At 64.9% G+C, this 17,001-nt stretch carries 14 protein-coding genes; 9 read left to right on the top strand and 5 right to left on the bottom strand.

Going from position 1 to position 17,001, the window contains the following annotated elements:
- Positions 1-77: 77 nt before the first annotated feature.
- Genes mrtJ through dsbD form a run of 7 tightly spaced genes read left to right on the top strand, consistent with a single transcriptional unit; the run spans position 78 to position 7,206 of the window.
- Positions 78-443 carry a JDVT-CTERM system glutamic-type intramembrane protease MrtJ gene (gene mrtJ / locus AC1RMD_RS00155; RefSeq protein WP_492922472.1) on the top strand — a complete coding sequence of 122 codons (366 nt, stop codon included), beginning with the start codon at positions 78-80 and terminating at the stop codon, positions 441-443.
- 33 nt (positions 444-476) lie between these two features.
- Positions 477-2,618 (top strand): choice-of-anchor D domain-containing protein, encoded by a 2,142-nt coding sequence (locus AC1RMD_RS00150; protein ID WP_492922470.1) that lies wholly within the window; start codon positions 477-479, stop codon positions 2,616-2,618.
- 1 nt (position 2,619) lies between these two features.
- Positions 2,620-3,114 carry a TlpA family protein disulfide reductase gene (locus AC1RMD_RS00145; protein ID WP_492922468.1) on the top strand — a complete coding sequence of 165 codons (495 nt, stop codon included), beginning with the start codon at positions 2,620-2,622 and terminating at the stop codon, positions 3,112-3,114.
- Complete coding sequence (locus AC1RMD_RS00140) at positions 3,111-3,326, top strand: DUF4266 domain-containing protein (RefSeq protein ID WP_492922466.1); 216 nt, start codon at positions 3,111-3,113, stop codon at positions 3,324-3,326. The genes AC1RMD_RS00145 and AC1RMD_RS00140 overlap by 4 nt, the downstream gene beginning before the upstream one ends.
- 8 nt (positions 3,327-3,334) lie before the next feature.
- Entirely contained in the window at positions 3,335-4,477 is a 1,143-nt protein-coding gene (locus tag AC1RMD_RS00135) for a DUF3570 domain-containing protein (RefSeq protein WP_492922464.1), read from the top strand.
- A 21-nt stretch (positions 4,478-4,498) separates the two neighbouring features.
- Positions 4,499-5,395 (top strand): FAD:protein FMN transferase, encoded by an 897-nt coding sequence (locus tag AC1RMD_RS00130; RefSeq protein ID WP_492922462.1) that lies wholly within the window; start codon positions 4,499-4,501, stop codon positions 5,393-5,395.
- Positions 5,396-5,421: 26 nt separating this feature from the next.
- Complete coding sequence (gene dsbD, locus AC1RMD_RS00125) at positions 5,422-7,206, top strand: protein-disulfide reductase DsbD (protein WP_492922460.1); 1,785 nt, start codon at positions 5,422-5,424, stop codon at positions 7,204-7,206.
- On the opposite strand, the gene AC1RMD_RS00120 is transcribed toward dsbD, so the two are convergent.
- From AC1RMD_RS00120 to AC1RMD_RS00110, 3 genes are all read right to left on the bottom strand, one after another.
- A complete protein-coding gene (locus tag AC1RMD_RS00120) occupies positions 7,196-7,747 on the bottom strand; it encodes a hypothetical protein (protein ID WP_492922458.1) in 552 nt (183 codons plus the stop codon). The genes dsbD and AC1RMD_RS00120 overlap by 11 nt on opposite strands.
- A gap of 3 nt (positions 7,748-7,750) precedes the next feature.
- The gene (locus tag AC1RMD_RS00115) at positions 7,751-7,939 is read right to left on the bottom strand and encodes a hypothetical protein (protein WP_492922456.1); all 189 of its coding nucleotides are present in this window, start codon (positions 7,937-7,939) and stop codon (positions 7,751-7,753) included.
- Positions 7,940-8,003: 64 nt separating this feature from the next.
- Positions 8,004-8,525: an Lrp/AsnC family transcriptional regulator gene (locus AC1RMD_RS00110; RefSeq protein ID WP_020704271.1), complete on the bottom strand. Its 522-nt coding sequence runs from the start codon at positions 8,523-8,525 to the stop codon at positions 8,004-8,006.
- A 126-nt stretch (positions 8,526-8,651) separates the two neighbouring features.
- On the opposite strand from AC1RMD_RS00110, the gene hppD reads away from it, so the two are divergent.
- Both hppD and AC1RMD_RS00100 read left to right on the top strand, forming a co-directional pair.
- On the top strand, positions 8,652-9,764 hold the full coding sequence (gene hppD, locus AC1RMD_RS00105) for a 4-hydroxyphenylpyruvate dioxygenase (protein ID WP_492922453.1): 1,113 nt from the start codon (positions 8,652-8,654) through the stop codon (positions 9,762-9,764).
- Positions 9,765-9,932: 168 nt separating this feature from the next.
- The gene (locus AC1RMD_RS00100) at positions 9,933-13,496 is read left to right on the top strand and encodes an indolepyruvate ferredoxin oxidoreductase family protein (protein WP_492922451.1); all 3,564 of its coding nucleotides are present in this window, start codon (positions 9,933-9,935) and stop codon (positions 13,494-13,496) included.
- A 38-nt stretch (positions 13,497-13,534) separates the two neighbouring features.
- Here the strand turns inward: AC1RMD_RS00100 and AC1RMD_RS00095 are convergent, their stop codons facing one another.
- The gene (locus AC1RMD_RS00095) at positions 13,535-16,168 is read right to left on the bottom strand and encodes a molybdopterin-containing oxidoreductase family protein (RefSeq protein WP_492922449.1); all 2,634 of its coding nucleotides are present in this window, start codon (positions 16,166-16,168) and stop codon (positions 13,535-13,537) included.
- Positions 16,169-16,170: 2 nt separating this feature from the next.
- Positions 16,171-16,881: a 4Fe-4S dicluster domain-containing protein gene (locus AC1RMD_RS00090; protein ID WP_492922447.1), complete on the bottom strand. Its 711-nt coding sequence runs from the start codon at positions 16,879-16,881 to the stop codon at positions 16,171-16,173.
- Positions 16,882-17,001: the final 120 nt, after the last annotated feature.

Below are 17,001 nucleotides of genomic sequence, written 5' to 3'. Positions count from 1 at the left end.
GCTAGAACCTTTGCTGCGCGGCCGGGTATGAACGGTCGGACAAGATACGCAACCGGCAGCAAAACCACCCATATTCCGTGTCGTCGATTACTCATTTTTGCAGCACGCAGTTGCAGGCGCCGGACTTCGCCGTCTGCCTTCGCTTGCTGCTGCTCTCGCCTGCGCTGGAGGAATGTGTGGTCAGGGCCGGGCTACAGGAATGGATGACGCGCCAGCTGGCCGCCCGCAACGGCGGCCTGCCTTTGACGCAGGGCGGCCCCGTGCTGGTGTCGACGGCGGTTTTCGGTTTGCTGCATATAGGCTCCGGCTGGCAGCACGCGCTGGCGGTGCTGGCGCCGGGACTGGCGCTGGCGCTGCTCTACCAGCGCAGCCGAAGCTGGACCTGGTGCGCCCTGGCGCACAGCGGCATGAATGCCGTTGCGATCTCTGTCTGCAGCTTATAGATCAATTTTCAGATCAAACTTCAGGAGAGTGTCATGACAGGCTTGTTAGCAAAGGTGTTCCGGCTGCGGTGGACTGCGGTCCTGGTGGTCGGTGTGATGGGGCAAGGCGTCAATGCGGCCGATGCCTTGAACGGCAAGAGCCTGTATCTGAACGGGCCGGTGTCCGGCGGCGCTTCATGCGCCACCTGCCATAGCGCCTCGCCGGCGAATAACGTCAACGGCGTCCTGGCGGCGGCCAACCAGCCGTCCGTGATACAGAACGCCATCGCCAGCAACAAGGGCGGCATGGGTAGCCTGTACAACGGAAAATTCAGCGCGGCGGAATTGGCCGACCTGGCCGCCTTCATCGGCAATCCGAACGTGGTGGCCGCACCGGTCGCCTCGCTGGCGCCGGCCAGCCTGACCTTCAGCGGCACCAGTATCGGCCAGACGGCCGGTCCGCTGGCCGCCACCTTGAGCAATACCGGCAACGCCGCGCTCAATATCGGCACCATCTCCATCACCGGCGCGGCGGCGGGCGACTTCAGCGTCGCCGGCGGCAGTTGCGCCAACGGCGGCGCCGTCGCGGCGGGCGCCAGCTGCACCGTGCAGGCCAGCTTCAAGCCGACGGCGGCGGGCGCGCGCGCGGCCTCGCTGACCGTCACGCACAACGCCACCGGCGGCAGCAGCAGCGTCGCGCTGAGCGGCACCGGCAACGCCACGCCGCAGGCCACCATCGCCTTGTCCGCGGCCAGCGTCAATTTCGGCACGCTGCTGACGGGCTCTCCTTCCGCCGTATCGACCATCACCGTCAGTAACAGCGGCCAGGCCGCGCTGAGCTTCAGCTCCGTCGCGCTGGGCGGCGCCAATGCCGGCATCTTCACGCTGGGCGGCAGCTGCGCCGTTGCCACGCCGGTGCCTGCGGGCGGCAACTGCACGGTGACGCTGCAAGCGCTGCCGGTTGCAGCCGGCGCCTTCTCCGCCAGCCTGACGCTGGCCTCCAACGCTTCCAACGGCAACGCCACGGTCGGCCTGTCCGGCAGCGCCGCCACACCGGCGCCGGGATTGACGGCCACGCCGTCGGCCATCGCCTTCGGCACGCAGACCATCGGCGCCGCCGCAGTGGCGCAGACGGTCACGCTGGCCAACACCGGCAATGTCGTCATCGGTTTGAACAGCATCGGCCTGGCTGGATCGGGCGCTGCCAGTTTCAGCCTGGGTGGCGGCAATTGCGGCGCCAGCCTGGCGGTGGGCGCCAGCTGCGCCTTGCCGGTGCGCTTTGCGCCGACGGCGGAGGGCGCGGTGACGGCGGCGCTGGCGGTGAGCTCGAATGCGGCTGCGCTGCAAGTCGGCATCACCGGCAGCGGCACCAAGCAGGCCACGGCGACGCCTTTGCTGTCCGAAGCCGGTCCGATCGTCTTCGCCGATACCCAAGTCGGCAGCAGCGCGGCGGTGCATACGACCACGCTGTCCAACAGCGGCAACGCCTCGCTGAGCATCGCCACGCTGACGCTGGGCGGCAATCAGCCGGGCGACTTCGTCCTTGGCGGCAGCTGCGCCGCCAGCGCCACCGTCGCTCCGGGCGCCAGCTGCACCCTGACCACCGCGTTCAAACCTGTCGCCGCCGGCGCCCGCAGCGCCGACCTGCTGCTGGTGACGGACGGCGGCGCGCAGTTCCATCTGGCGTTGCAGGGCAACGGCGTGGCCGTCGCCATCAGCACGCCGTCGCTGACGATCGCGCCGCAGAGCTTCGACTTCGGCGCCGTCGTCATCGGCAGCGCCGCGCCGACCCGCCGCTTTACGCTGACTAATAGCGGCGCCGCCGCTGTCACGCTGGCCAGCGCCGCCTACACCGGCCCGTTCGCCGCCGTGGCGGACAGCACCGGCTGCGCAGCCTTCCCGGTCACGCTGGCGCCGGGCGCCTCGTGCGACCTGGTGGTGGGCTATACGCCGGTCAACGCCGGCAGCAGCAGCGGCAGCGCGGTGATACAGGCCAGCGTCGCCGGCAGCAGCTGGACCATCGCGCTGAGCGGCCAGGGTACGGCGGCGGCCAGCAACGCCGCGCCGACCAACAAGGGCGGCGGCGGTTGCTCGGCCTCGGACGACGTCAACGACCCGATGATGGTGTTCCTGGTCATCGCGGCGGCTATCGCCATCGGCTGGCGCCGTCGTCAATCGAAACGCGTGGGAGGCTGACATGAAACCGATATCGATCGCCATGCTGCTGGCTGCCGCATTGAGCGCAGCCCCGGCCTGGGCGCTGGAGAAGGGCGCGGCGGCGCCGCAGTTCGACCTGCAAGGCCTGGACGGCGCGGTGAAGCTGGCCAAGCTGCAGGGCAAGGTGGTGTACGTGGACTTCTGGGCCTCCTGGTGCGGCCCGTGCCGCCAGTCCTTCCCGTGGATGAACGAGATGCAGGCCAAGTATGGCGCCAAGGGCTTGCAGATCGTCGGCGTCAACGTCGACGCCAACAGCGCCGACGCGCGCCAGTTCCTGACGACGACGCCGGCGCGCTTCGCCATCGGCTTCGATCCGCAGGGCGCCACGCCGCGCAGCTACGGCATCAAGGGCATGCCGAGCAGCGTGCTGATCGGGCCGGATGGCAAGGTGCTGCTGGAGCATTCCGGCTTCCGCGATGCCGACCGCGCCGAGTTGGAAAGCAAGATCCAGAACGCATTGGGAGCCGTCAAATGAAATCGCTACTGTTGATCGCGCTGGCGGCGGGCCTGTCCGGCTGCGCCACGCTGGGTAATGTGCAGCCCTGGGAGAAGGGCGCGCTGGCGCGCACCGAGATGACCTTCGGCGACGGCCATATGTTCACACGCTTCGACGACCATATCTACACCAGCCGCGAGGCCTCGTCCGGCGGCGCCGGTGTGGGTGGCGGCGGTTGCGGCTGCAATTGAGGACCACCATGACGAGCATCGAAGACAAACCATCGGGGCGCGGCCTGGCCGCCTCCATCATGACGGCGGCGCTGATGCTGCCTGGCGTGCAGGCGCATGCCGAAACGCCGCCGGCCAATGGCAACATCACGCTGGGCTACCTGAACTACAAGGACAGCCAGTCTGGCCTGGACCGCATCACCGTGCATTCGCCGTCGGTGTCCATCATGGCGCCGGTGGCCGGTGTGTGGAGCATCGGCGCCTCGCTGGTGTCGGACGATGTGTCGGGCGCTTCGCCGCGCTACCACACGGCCATATCGGGCGCCTCGCACATGCAGGACCACCGCACGGCGGGCGATGCGTCGGCCACGCGCTATTTCGAACGAGGTAGCGTGACGGTCGGCGCGGCGTATTCGACCGAGCACGATTACGTGTCGCGCGCGCTGTCGCTGCAAGCGAGCCTGGAGAGCGAGAGCAAGAACACCACGTGGACCGTCGGCGTCGGCCACGCGGATGATCGCATCGATCCCGTCAACAAGATCGTCAGCAACGAGAAGAAGCGCACCAGCAGCCTGCTGCTGGGCGTGACGCAGGTGCTGACGGCCAACGACATCGCCCAGCTGACGTTGACGCACAGTCAAGGCGAGGGCTATTTCTCCGATCCGTACAAGGCGCTGGACAACCGCCCGCGCAGCCGCAACGAAAGCACGCTGCTGGCGCGCTGGAATCACCACCTGGCGTCGACCGGCGGCACCAGCCGGCTGTCCTACCGCTATTACCGCGACAGCTTCGGCGTGCGCGGCCATACGCTGGGCGCCGAATATGTGCAGCCGCTGTCGCAGGGCTGGACCGTGACGCCCGAGCTGCGGCTGTATTCGCAGAGCGCGGCGAGCTTTTACTACGATCCGTTCTACGACGCCAAGCTGGGCGCGCCGTTCCCGCCGGGGTACAACGGCGGCGGCTACATGTCGGCCGACCAGCGCCTGTCCGGCTTCGGCGCGGTGACGTTGGGGCTGAAGGTCAGCAAACAGCTGGACAAGCTGTGGTCCGTCGACGTGAAGGCGTCGGTGTACCAGCAGCGCGGCAGCTGGCGCCTGTTCCACCAAGGCAGTCCTGGCCTGGATGCATTGCGGGCGCAGACGCTGCAGATAGCGATCAACCGGCAATGGTAGAAGCAAAATGATAGACGCAAAATGATCGACGCAATTCACCGCACCACGTTCCAGGCCATGGCCAGCCGCTGCGAGCTGCGGTTCGCCGCGCCGGACGCGCAGTCGGCGGCGCTGCTGGCGCAGCAGGCCATGGACGAGGTGCTGCGTATCGAAACCAAGTATTCGCGCTACCGGCCGGACAGCATCGTCTCGCGCATCAATGCGGCGGCGGGCAAGGAGGCGGTGCGCTGCGACAGCGAGACCATGTCGCTGATGGGTTATGCGGCGGCGCTGCACGGCGCCAGTGAGGGTCTGTTCGACATCACCTCCGGCGTGCTGCGGCGGGCCTGGGATTTTCGCCAGCCCAAGGTGCCGCGCAAGGAAGTGTTGGAGCCCTTGCTGGCGCTGGTCGGCTGGGACAAGGTGGCGTGCGGCGCGGAGGAGGTGTATCTACGGCAGGCCGGGATGGAGATCGATTTCGGCGGCTTCGGCAAGGAGTATGCGGCGGACCGCGCGGCGGCGCTGCTGGCCGATGCGGGCGTCAGGCATGGCTATGTGAATTTGGGCGGCGACATGCGCTTCATCGGTCCACGCCTGAACGGGCGGCCGTGGAGCATCGGTATCCAGGATCCGCGCGATCCGGACAGCGTGATCGCGAGCATACCGGTCAGCACGGGGGCGTTGGCCACCAGCGGCGATTATGAGCGCTACTTCGAGCTTGATGGGCAGCGTTACTGCCACATCCTCGATCCGCGCGATGGCATGCCGGTGCGTTACTGGCGCTCGGTCAGCGTGCTGGCGCCGATGGCGATCGCCGCCGGCAGCTGCTCGACCATCGCGATGCTGAAGCAACAGGATGGCTTGAGTTTTTTGAATGCGTCGGACATGGGGTATCTGGCCGTGAACGATCAGGGGCAGATGCTGTTCAGGGATGTTTGAATAGGATGGAAATGATGAACAATTGGATGACGCGGTTAATGGCGCTGCTGGTGGCGGTGATTGCCCTGGCTACCGGCGCGCGGGCGGATGATTTCCTGGAGCCGGACCAGGCGTTTCAGCTGAAGGGAGAGCTGGTCGATGCGCACACGGTTCGGCTGTCGTGGGTGATCGCGCCGGGCTATCACTTGTACCGCGACCGCTTGAGTTTCAAAGCGGATGGCGCGCAGATGGAAGCGCCGGCGCTGCCGGCAGGGTTGCGCAAGTTCGACACCAACTTCAACAAGGAGATGGAGACGTACCAGGACAGCCTGGTGGTCAAGCTGCCGGTGACGGCAACGGCGGCGTTCACGCTGCAAGTGGGCTATCAGGGTTGTGCGGACGCGGGCCTATGCTACTCGCCGGCGACGCAGAGCTACCGCGTCGATCCGTCGGCGCCGGGCAAGCTGCTGGCGGTTGATACGCCGCCGACCGGCGTGCCGGCCACGGCCGCCGCGCCGGTCCATGAAGACGACAGCTCCCTCGCCCAGCGCACGCTGCAAAGCGGCAGCGCGTGGCGCATCGGGCTGGCCTTCCTCGCCTTCGGCCTGCTGCTGTCGTTCACGCCGTGCGTGCTGCCGATGGTGCCCATCCTGTCTTCGATCATCGTCGGCGAGGGCGCGGTGTCGCGCGGCCGGGGCTTCTCGCTGGCGCTGGCGTATTGCCTGGGCATGGCGCTGGTCTATACCTCGCTCGGCGTGGCGGCCGGCCTGGCGGGCGAAGGCTTGGCCGGCGCGCTGCAAAAGCCGTGGGTGCTGCTGACGTTCGGCGCGCTGCTGGTGGGCCTGGCCTTGTCGATGTTCGACGTCTACCAGTTGCAACTGCCGAGCGCCCTGCAAAGCCGCTTGAGCACGACCAGCGGCAATCTGGGCGGCGGCCGCTTCGCCGGGGTGTTCGTCATGGGCGCCTTGTCGGCCCTGATTGTCGGCCCATGCGTGGCCGGCCCGCTGGCCGGCGCGCTGCTCTACATCAGCCAGACGCGCAACGTCTGGACCGGCGGCTGGGCCTTGTTCTCGATGGCGGTCGGCATGAGCGTGCCGCTGCTGCTGACCGGGATCTCGGCCGGCAGCCTGCTGCCGCGCGCCGGCGCCTGGATGAACGGCGTGAAGAAGATCTTCGGCCTGCTGCTGATCGCGGTGGCGATCTGGATGATCTCGCCGGTGTTCCCGGTGACGGTGATGATGGCTTTGTGGGGGATGTTCGCGCTGTTGTGCGCCGTGTTCCTGCATGTGCTGGAGCCGCTGCCCGCCGGCGCCAAGTCCGGCCTGGGCGCCTATGCGGGCAAGACGCTGGGACTGGCCTTCCTGGTCGGCGGCCTGTTTGAACTGGCGGGCGCCGCCAGCGCCGGCCGCGACGTGTTGCAGCCGCTGGGCCATCTGAGCCTGGCCCGCAGCGAAGGCGCGGCGCCGGCCGGCGACGAAATCCGCTTCAGCCGCATCAAGACCGTGGCCGAGCTGGATCAGGTGCTGGCGTCGAGCACCACGCCGGTGATGCTGGACTTCTACGCCGACTGGTGCGTGTCCTGCAAGGAGATGGAGCGCTTCACCTTCTCCAAGCCGGCCGTCAGCGGCAAGTTGAAGCAGGTGCGCCTGATCCAGGTGGACGTCACCGCCAACAGCGCCGACGACAAGGCCTTGATGAAGCGTTTCGGCCTGTTCGGCCCACCGGGCATCATCCTGTTCAACGGCGGCAAGGAGATCCCCAACAGCCGCGTGATCGGCTTCCTGGCGCCGGAACCCTTCGTCCAGCACCTGGGCCGCCATCTCACTTCCTGAGCGGCGCAGCCTTCCTTTGCTGAGTTTCCAGATCAATGCCCACTGCCTTCTCCGCAGTGGCATTGATCGCGGCAAAGCGCACGTACCCGTTGAACAGCAGGCCGACCGCAAGTATCACGCCGAGGCCCGCGATAAAGGCCGTAACAATATCTCGCCCCCAAGCCCTCAGAGTTTTTTTCTCATTCAGTTTTTTTTCGATACTTGTGAAGCCCAACTTGATACGTTCATCCAGCGTGAAAATCCCGCGTATCACTTCTGACTGCATGACTATGGCTTCTATTGCTTCCATCTTTTCTTCTACAGACTTGGCGGCAAAATCTCGCGCAAGTTTTTCGCCGCGCTGTTTTAAATTTGCCAGATTTTCGGGGAGCATGCAGATGGCGATAAATTCCGCTTCATCCGCCAGCGTCGGTTCGTTGCCGCAGTGGGGTGCCGGAAAGTTCGCACGCCATTCGGCCTTGCTGCGCTTGTACACAGCATAGGCGAGGGCGCCGGGAACATCGTAGTCGCCTTTGACGAGCTCGGCATATATGTTCAACATTGGCTAATCCTTTACCTGCTCTTTGGCAAGCTTAGCCACGATTCGTTCAAGGTCGGACTCCGTAAAATGCACGGATTTCATAATGCGCTGGCCGAACGGAGACAAATGCGAACCCTCGGCAATGCTGAGCGACATCCTGTCGCAAATCCGCTTGATGTCCTCTTCCGAGAAATAACTTGAAAAATGGAACATTGCCATCCTCCATTGCTGCCAGGTTGAAAGCCGGCTGGCCGCGCATCCGGCCAGCCATCCTCCTTTATACCAGCGGCAGCGCGGTGGTGTCTTTGATGCGCTGCAGGGCGAACGAGGATTTCACGTCCAGCACCGCCGGGTGGCGCAGCAGCGTGGCCATCATGAAGCGCGAGAAGTGGTCCATGTCTTCCACGTGCACCCGCAGCAGGTAGTCCATCTCGCCCGTCATCGCGTAGCAGGCCACCACTTCCGGCCACTGTTCCACCGACACCGCGAAATCCGCCCGCGGCGACACCGGCGCGTTCGGCGCGCCCAGCGCGCGGGCGTTGCTGTGCGCCGCCGCATCGCTGTGCTTCTCCAGCCGCACGTTGACATAGGCCAGCAGCCCCAGGCCGATCTTGTCCGGGTCCAGCAGCGCCACGTACTGGCGGATCACGCCCGCCTCTTCCAGCCGCTTGATGCGACGCAGGCAGGGCGACGGCGACAGCGCCACCAGCTCCGCCACATCCTGGTTCGACAGGCGGCCGTCGGCCTGCAAAATTGACAATATTTTACGGTCAGTTTTGTCCAGCGCAATTTTGGTCATAAATACCTCAAAAATTCATGGTTCAAGCAATATTATTGCGCAGAACCGCGATGCGTGGGAATTGTTTGCAATTTAATGCCGATGAAGCGGGTCTATACTGTGCGCTATTCAAAGAAGGAGACTCGCATGAAATTTACGCCTTGGGACAACCCGATGGGTACCGATGGTTTTGAGTTTGTCGAATACGCCGCACCCGATCCAAAAGCTCTGGGCGCGCTGTTCGAAAGCATGGGTTTTACCGCAATCGCCCGTCACCGCCACAAGGATGTGACGCTGTACCGCCAGGGCGACATCAACTTCCTGATCAACGCCGAGCAGGACTCCTTCGCCCAGCGCTTCGCCCGCCACCACGGCCCGTCCGTGTGCGCGATCGCGATCCGCGTGCAGGATTCCGCGTTCGCCTACAAGCGCGCGCTGGAGCAGGGCGCCTGGGGCTTCGATAACAAGACCGGTCCGATGGAGCTGAACATCCCAGCCATCAAGGGTGTGGGCGATTCGCTGATCTACCTGGTCGACCGCTGGCGCGGCAAGAACGGCGGCGAGCAAGGCTCGATCGGCGACATCAGCATCTACGACGTCGACTTCGTCGCCATCCCGGGCGCGGTCGCCAATCCGGTCGGCCATGGCCTGACCTATATCGACCACCTGACCAACAACGTCCATCGCGGCCGCATGAAGGAATGGGCGGACTTCTACGAGAAGATGTTCAACTTCCGCGAAGTGCGCTACTTCGACATCGAAGGCAAGCTGACCGGCCTGAAGTCGAAAGCCATGACCTCTCCATGCGGCAAAGTGCGCATCCCGATCAACGAATCGTCGGACGACAAGTCGCAGATCGCCGAATACCTGGACGAGTACCACGGCGAAGGCATCCAGCACATTGCGCTGGGCACCGACGACATCTACTCGTCCGTCGAAGCGATGAAGAAAACCGGCATCGCCTTCCAGGACACGATCGAGACCTACTATGAGCTGGTCAACCGCCGCCTGCCGAACCATGGCGAGTCGCTGGAAGACCTGCGCCGCCTGCGCATCCTGATCGACGGCCACAGCAACGAAACCGAACGCGAACTGCTGCTGCAGATCTTCAGCCAGAACGTCATCGGTCCGATCTTCTTCGAGATCATCCAGCGCAAGGGCGACCAGGGCTTCGGCGAAGGTAACTTCCGCGCGCTGTTCGAATCGATCGAACTGGATCAGATCAAGCGCGGCGTGCTGAAGGATCCTACCGCCGCATAAAACAAGGGTGTAAAGCCGGTAGTCCCGCACAGAACGGGGCGCAGGCCTGTGGTACCCTATAAAAAACCACATTTTTCCGTTCCGCCGTCTCCACAAGAGCCGGCGGATCGCGCGCTAATGGGCCAAACCGGCCCTGTAGCGCATGGCATAAAGAATAATGGAGACACAATGAACGCACCTCACAAGGGCTCGCAACTGGAGCCGGGCACGCACTCGGACAACGAAATTTCACTCGACGACAAGTGGACGCTGGAACGCGGCCGGGCCTTCATGACCGGCACCCAGGCCCTGATCCGTCTACCGATGATGCAGCGCGAACGGGACCTGAAGGCAGGCCTGAACACCGCCGGCTACATCACCGGCTATCGCGGTTCCCCGGTCACCAGCGTCGACATGACGGCGATGAAGGCCAAGAAGTACCTGGACGCCCATCACGTCAAGTTCCATCCCGGGATGAACGAAGACCTGGCCGCCACCGCGGTCTGGGGCACGCAGCAGACCAATCTTTTCCAGGACGCCAAATACGACGGCGTCTTCTCCATGTGGTACGGCAAAGGCCCGGGCGTAGACCGCTGCGGCGACGTCTTCAAGCACGCGAATAATGCGGGGAGCGCCAGGCACGGCGGCGTGCTGGTGCTGGCCGGCGACGACCACGCGGCCAAATCCTCGTCCACCGCCCACCAGTCGGACCACATCCTCAACGCTTGCGGCATCCCGGTGCTGTATCCGTCGTCGGTGCAGGAATACATCGACTACGGCCTGCACGCCTGGGCCATGAGCCGCTACACCGGCCTGTGGGTATCGATGAAGTGCGTCACCGACATCATCGAATCCGGCGCCGTGGTGGACTTCGACCCGGACCGCGTGCAGATCGAACTGCCGATCGACTTCGAGCTGCCGGTCGGCGGCCTGAATATCCGCTGGCCGGACACCGTGCTCGACATGGAAGTGCGGATGAACAGCTACAAGTGGTACGCCGCACTGGCCTACTGCCGCGCGAATAAACTCAATAAAATCATCTGGGATTCGCCGAAGGCGAAGATCGGCATCATCACCGCCGGCAAGTCCTACCTGGACACGCGCCAGGCGCTGGCCGACCTGGGCATCGACGAGCAGGCCGCCGCCGACATCGGCATCCGGCTGTACAAGATCGGCATGACCTGGCCGCTGGAGGCAGACGGCGTGCACGAATTCGCCAAGGGCCTGGACGAGATCCTGGTGGTCGAAGAAAAGCGCCAGATCCTCGAATACGCGCTGAAGGAAGAGCTGTACAACCTGCCGGACGGCGAACGTCCGCGCGTGGTCGGCAAGTTCGACGACACCGGCGAATGGAGCAACAAGGGCAAGACCGGCCACGGCGACTGGCTGCTGCCGGCCACCTATGAGCTGAACCCGGCGCAGATCGCGCGCGCCATCGCCTCGCGCATCGCCCACTACTGCGCCGGCCATCCGGTGGCGCAGCGCGTGCAGGAGCGCGTGGCCTTCCTGGAAGCGAAGGAACTGGCGCTCAAAACGCTGCCGTCCAAGCCGAATCCGGAAACCGACCGCACGCCGTTCTTCTGCTCCGGCTGCCCGCACAACACCTCGACCAAGGTGCCGGAAGGCTCGCGCGCGCTGGCCGGCATCGGCTGCCACTACATGGTGCTGTGGATGGACCGCGAAACCTCGACCTTCACCCACATGGGCGCGGAGGGCGTGACCTGGGTGGGCCAGGCGCCGTTCACCAACGAGAAGCACGTCTTCACCAACCTGGGCGACGGCACCTACTTCCACTCCGGGATCCTGGCGATCCGCGCGGCGGTGGCGGCCAAGGTCAACATCACCTACAAGATTTTGTTCAACGACGCCGTCGCCATGACCGGCGGCCAGCAGTTCGACGGCCCGCTCGATCCGGGCATGATCTCGCGCCAGATCGCCGCCGAAGGCGTGACGCCGATCATCGTCGTCACCGACGAACCGGAAAAATACCCGGCCGGTTACAAATGGGCGGAAGGCGTCACCGTGCGCCATCGCAGCGAATTGATGGACGTGCAGCGCGAACTGCGCGACAAGCCGGGCGTCTCGGCCATGATCTACGACCAGACCTGCGCCTCCGAGAAGCGTCGCCGCCGGAAGCGCAACGAGTACCCGGATCCGGCCAAGCGCGCCGTCATCAACGAAGCCGTCTGCGAAGGTTGCGGCGACTGCTCCGTGCAGTCCAACTGCCTGTCGGTGGAGCCGCTGGAGACGGAACTGGGCCGCAAACGCCAGATCAACCAGTCGTCCTGCAACAAGGACTTCTCCTGCACCACCGGTTTCTGCCCGAGCTTTGTGACGGTGGAAGGCGGCGCGCTGAAGAAGCCGAAGAAGGCCGCCGTGGGTGAAGGCCCGCAAGCGGCGCTGCCTACGCCGGTGTTGCCGTCGACGGCGACGCCGTACGGCATCCTGATCACCGGCATCGGCGGCACCGGCGTGGTGACGGTCGGCCAGATCCTGGCGGTCGCGGCGCACGTCGAAGGCAAGGGCGCCATCGTGCTGGACATGAGCGGACTGGCCCAGAAGGGCGGCCCGGTGATGTCGCACGTGCGCCTGGCGGACAAGCAGGCCGACCTGCACTCGACCCGCGTCGGCACCGGCAGCGCCGACCTGGTGGTGGGCTGCGACCTGATCGTCACCGCCTCGCGCGACGCCTTGTCGCGCATGGGCGAGGGTCGCACGCACGCGATGATCAACTCGACCGGCTCGTCGACCGCGGCGTTTGTGAAGAATCCGAACTGGCAGTTCCCGGATGCGTCCTCGCGCGGCGAAATCGTCCGCGCCTGCGGCAACGAGCTGGTGGACTTCGTCGACGCCGGCCAGATCGCCACCGCGCTGATGGGCGACTCGATCGCCACTAATATGTTCATGCTCGGTTACGCGTTCCAGAAGGGCCATGTGCCGCTGAGCGAAGCGTCGCTGATCAAGGCGATCGAGCTCAATGGCGTGTCGGTGGGATTCAACAAATCGGCCTTCAACTGGGGCCGCACCGCCGCCCACGACCTGGCTTCCGTGACCAAGCTGACCACCCCGTCCAAGGTGATCGAGTTCAAACGCATCCAGACGCTGGACGACGTGGTCGCCCGCCGCGTCGAGCTGCTGACCGCCTACCAGGACGCCGATTATGCTAAACAGTATAAATCGTTTGTCGACCAGGTGCGCGCGGAAGAGGCCAAGCTGGGCAAGACCACCCGCCTGAGCGAAGCCGTGGCGCGCTACTTCTACAAGCTGATGGCGTACAAGGACGAGTATGAAGTCGCGCGCCTGTACACCGACGGTGCATTCCAGCAGAAGATCGCCGGCATGTTCGAAGGCGATATCAAGCTGAAGTTCCACCTGGCGCCGCCGCTGCTGGCCAAGCACGATGCCGAAGGCCACCTGATCAAGCAGGAATTCGGTCCGTGGATGATGAAGGCCTTTTCCTTGCTGGCCAGGTTCAAGGGCCTGCGCGGTTCGGCGCTGGACATCTTCGGCTACACGGCGGAGCGCAAGATGGAACGCGCGCTGATCGGCGAGTACCGCGACACCGTGACCTCGCTGCTGCCGAAGCTGACGGCCGAGAACCTGTCGCAGGCGGTGGCCATCGCCAGCATCCCGGAAGACATCCGTGGTTACGGCCACGTGAAGGAGCGTCACTTCAAGGCGGCCAAGCAGAAGGAGGCGGCGTTGCTGGCGGCCTTCGGCAAGCCGGCTGACAGCCACACCAACGCAGCATAGAAAACGGCCCCTCGGGGCCGTTTTTTCGTCTGTCCGTTTTACACCTTGCGCAGCGAGCAGACGGTGTCGAACCAGGATTGCATGCCGACCAGCGGTTGTGGATTGATCGGCAGCAGGGCGTTGATGTTGACGCCATTGCCCCTGCCACCGTTCTTCTTGTCCCACCACACCCCGGCGTTCAGGTCATCGAGCGCCGGCGCCGGCCCGAAGGCCTTGGCCGACTCCGGACCGATGCCGTGTGCCACCACTTCGACCCGGCGTCCGTTGCGGCCTTCCGCCGCGCGGCCGCCGCTGATCCATCCCAGCGAATTGGACACCGCCACCACGCGCGGATGGATGCCGCGCGTGACGAACACCCGCATCCGCGCCGAACCGATTTTCTCGCCGTTGCCGCGATAGGCCTGCAGGGACGGCTGGTCGGCCGGGCCGGACTGCGGCCGGTAGGTGGTCAGCTCGACCATGTCGCCGCTTTTCAGGCCCAGTTTTTTTGCCGTCGCAGTGTTGATCCACATCGGGTTGTCGTGCACGATCTCGGTCAGGTATTTCTGCGACGCGGTGCGGCCCTGCGTGTGGACATTCCACTTGAAGGTGCTCAGGATGTAGCGGTCCGCCGGCAGCTTGCGGTGCGACGGAATCTGCACGAAGGTCGGCATGCCGTCGTCGTCGAAGCCGCGCGTCTTGGCCACCAGCGTCACCTCCGGCGCATGCACTTCGAACTTGCGCGACGGCGTAGCGAATCCGCGTACCGCCGCGCCGCCGGCCATCAGGCCGATGGCGCTGTCCTTGCCCTTGTCGTTGGGCCGGTAGACCACGCCGCTGGCGGCGTCCACCCGGCTGCCGTCCAGCTGCTTGCCGCTCAACGGTTTCTGGAACACCTCGTAAGGCTTTGGCTGGGAGGTGTCGACGTAGACGCCGTAGTGCTTCATGTATTCAAAGCCGTCCTTGAACTGCTTGCCGTCCGGCCCCGTGGCCGGCAGCTTCGAGCACTGGATGCGCACGAAGTCCTCGTGGCTGCCGAACTGGAAGTACTTCGCCTGCTCCGGGCCAAGACGGCGGCCGATATCGAACAACACGTCGGCAAAGCTGCGCGCCTCGCCCGGCGGCGGCACCAGCGGCTGGCGCAGCGTAACGAAGTGCGTCAGCTCCATGTTGTTGCGGATGTCCATGCCCCAGCGTTCAAGGTAGGTCGCGTCGGGCAGGATCAGGTCCGCATAGTGCGCCATCTCCGAATAGACGATGTCCGAGCAGGCGTGGAAGGGAATCAGCTTCTCGTCCATCAATACTTCGACCGTGGTGCTGCGGCCCTCCGGCCACGTCATCGGCGAGGCGATGGTGTAGCTCAGGTAGACGTCCAGTTTGGCGCGGCCCTGGCGCAGGTAGTCGTAGACGATCTGGCCGACCTTCATCTTTTGCCAGCGGTTGGCCAACGGCCACTCCGGCGGGTCTTCCAGGTCGGTGCGGATCTTGGGCGCGGGCGGCACGGGCTGCGGTTGCGGATAGCGGCTGACCGACAGCTTCTCTTCCAGCCCGTAGCAGTAGCCGCCCGGACGGGCGATCGAGCCGACCAGCGCGTTGAGCATGACGACGGCGCGTTCGGCGTTGAAGCCGTTGTAGTGGGCGCCGGCGCCGCGGTTGGTGAAGGCGGCGACGGCCGGCCGCTTGCGGGCAAACTCCAGCGCCAGGCGCTCGATGTCCTGCGCGGCGATGCCGGACAGCTTGGCGGCCCACGCCGGCGTGCACGGGGCCAGCCAGCCGCGTATGGTTTCAAGGCCGGGCTGGACGAACCTGTCGATGAAGTCGTGATCGATCTCGTTCTCGCGCACGATCACGTGCGCCATCGCCAGCGCCACCGCGCCGTCGGTGCCGGGAAACGGCTGGTGCCATTCGTCGCTGCGGCCGGCCGTGTTGGACAGGCGCACGTCGAACGTCACCAGCTTGGCGCCGTGGTCGAAGCGCGCCTTGACCACGCGGCTCACCAGATGCAGGCCGCCCTGGTGCGCCTCGTAGAAATTGGAACCGAAATTGAGGAAGTACTTGCAGCGTTCGGCGTCGATCGATTCCCAGTCGGTCTCGCCGAGCGAAACGTAGTTGGCGGCGCGCTTGTTGGAGGAGCACAGCGCGCGATGGTTCAGTTGCACCGGCGTGCCGATCGCGCTCAGGAAGCGATTGATCTCGGCGTCGATGCGCGAACGGCCCTGGTGCAGCGCTACCCGTTCCGGATGGCCGCTGTCGATGCTGGCCTTGATACGCTCCGCCACTTCGGCGTAGGCCTCGTCCCAGCTGATGCGCTTCCACAGACCCGCGCCGCGTGTGCCGACCCGCTTGAGCGGATACAGCAGCCGCTCCGGATAGTCGTTGATGGTCGGCCCGGACTGTCCCTTGGCGCAGGTCATGTAGCTGCCCATGTTGGGATCGAGCGGATTGCCACGTATCTTGATCACCTTGCCGTCCTGGACGAAGGCTTCGATGCCGCACACGGTCGAACAGTTCAGGCACACGCTGGTGATGCGTTTGGCGCTGCGGTAATCGTTCTTGACCTTGCGCTGCGCGCCATCGGCCAGCGGCCGGTAGTTCAGCGCCTGCGCGCTGTTGGGCGTCAGCAGGATGGTCTCGCCCAGACCCAGTCCGGCCATCGAGCCGATGCCGCTTTTGATGAATCCCCGACGGTCCATGTTCAGGCTCCCTTCGGTGGCGAGAACGCCGACTTCAGCTGGTCCCAGGTGTCGATCTCGTAGGAGAACGGATCGTGGCTGCGGCCCTTGGGCACCTTGTGCGCCATCGCGCGCGGCACCACGCCGCCCAGGCCGCGATACTGCACCAGCGGCTTAGTCTTTTCCTCCGGCTTGAGCGGCGCCACCTGCTGCCGGTGTTTGGCATGGAACCGGCTGACCGGGCTGGCCGGATCGTTCAGGTCACCGAACGCGAATACGTCGGCCGGACATACTTCCACGCAGGCCGGCTCCATGTCGGCCGCCAGCCTGTGCGAACAGAAGTCGCATTTGTCGGCAACTTCCGCCACCGGGTCGATGTGGATGGCGCCGTAGGGACAGGCCTTGATGCAGTCGCGGCTGCGGTCGCAGGCGCTATCGTCGATGTGGATGATGCCGTCGCTGCCGCGCGCGATCGCGTCGTTGGGGCAGGCGTCCAGGCAGGGCGCATCTTCGCATTGCATGCACAGCGTCGGCAGGAAGGCGCGCTTGGTGGTCGGCTGCTGGTTGTACGGGTTGATCGACGCGAAATCGTAGTAATACACTTTGGTGCGGAAGTGGCCGAGCGAGACGGAATTTTCGACCTTGCACGCAACTGAGCACGCGTGGCAGCCGATGCAGCGCTCAAGGTCGATCGCCATACCCCACTTGGGGCCGGCGCTGTTGGATGTGGTCATGAGACTGTCCCCGATAGATGAAAAAACATTAGACCACAAGATAATGCATAAGCAATCGCGAATTCCTTCGTTCAGGTTTGATCCGTGGCTTGATAAGGTGGCATCCCTTTCTCACCCCGG

The sequence above is a fragment of the Duganella sp. GW822-FHT06D06 genome (assembly GCF_058799615.1).
Note: the sequence above shows the minus strand (reverse complement) of the source record. Positions and strands in the feature narration are given on the sequence as shown.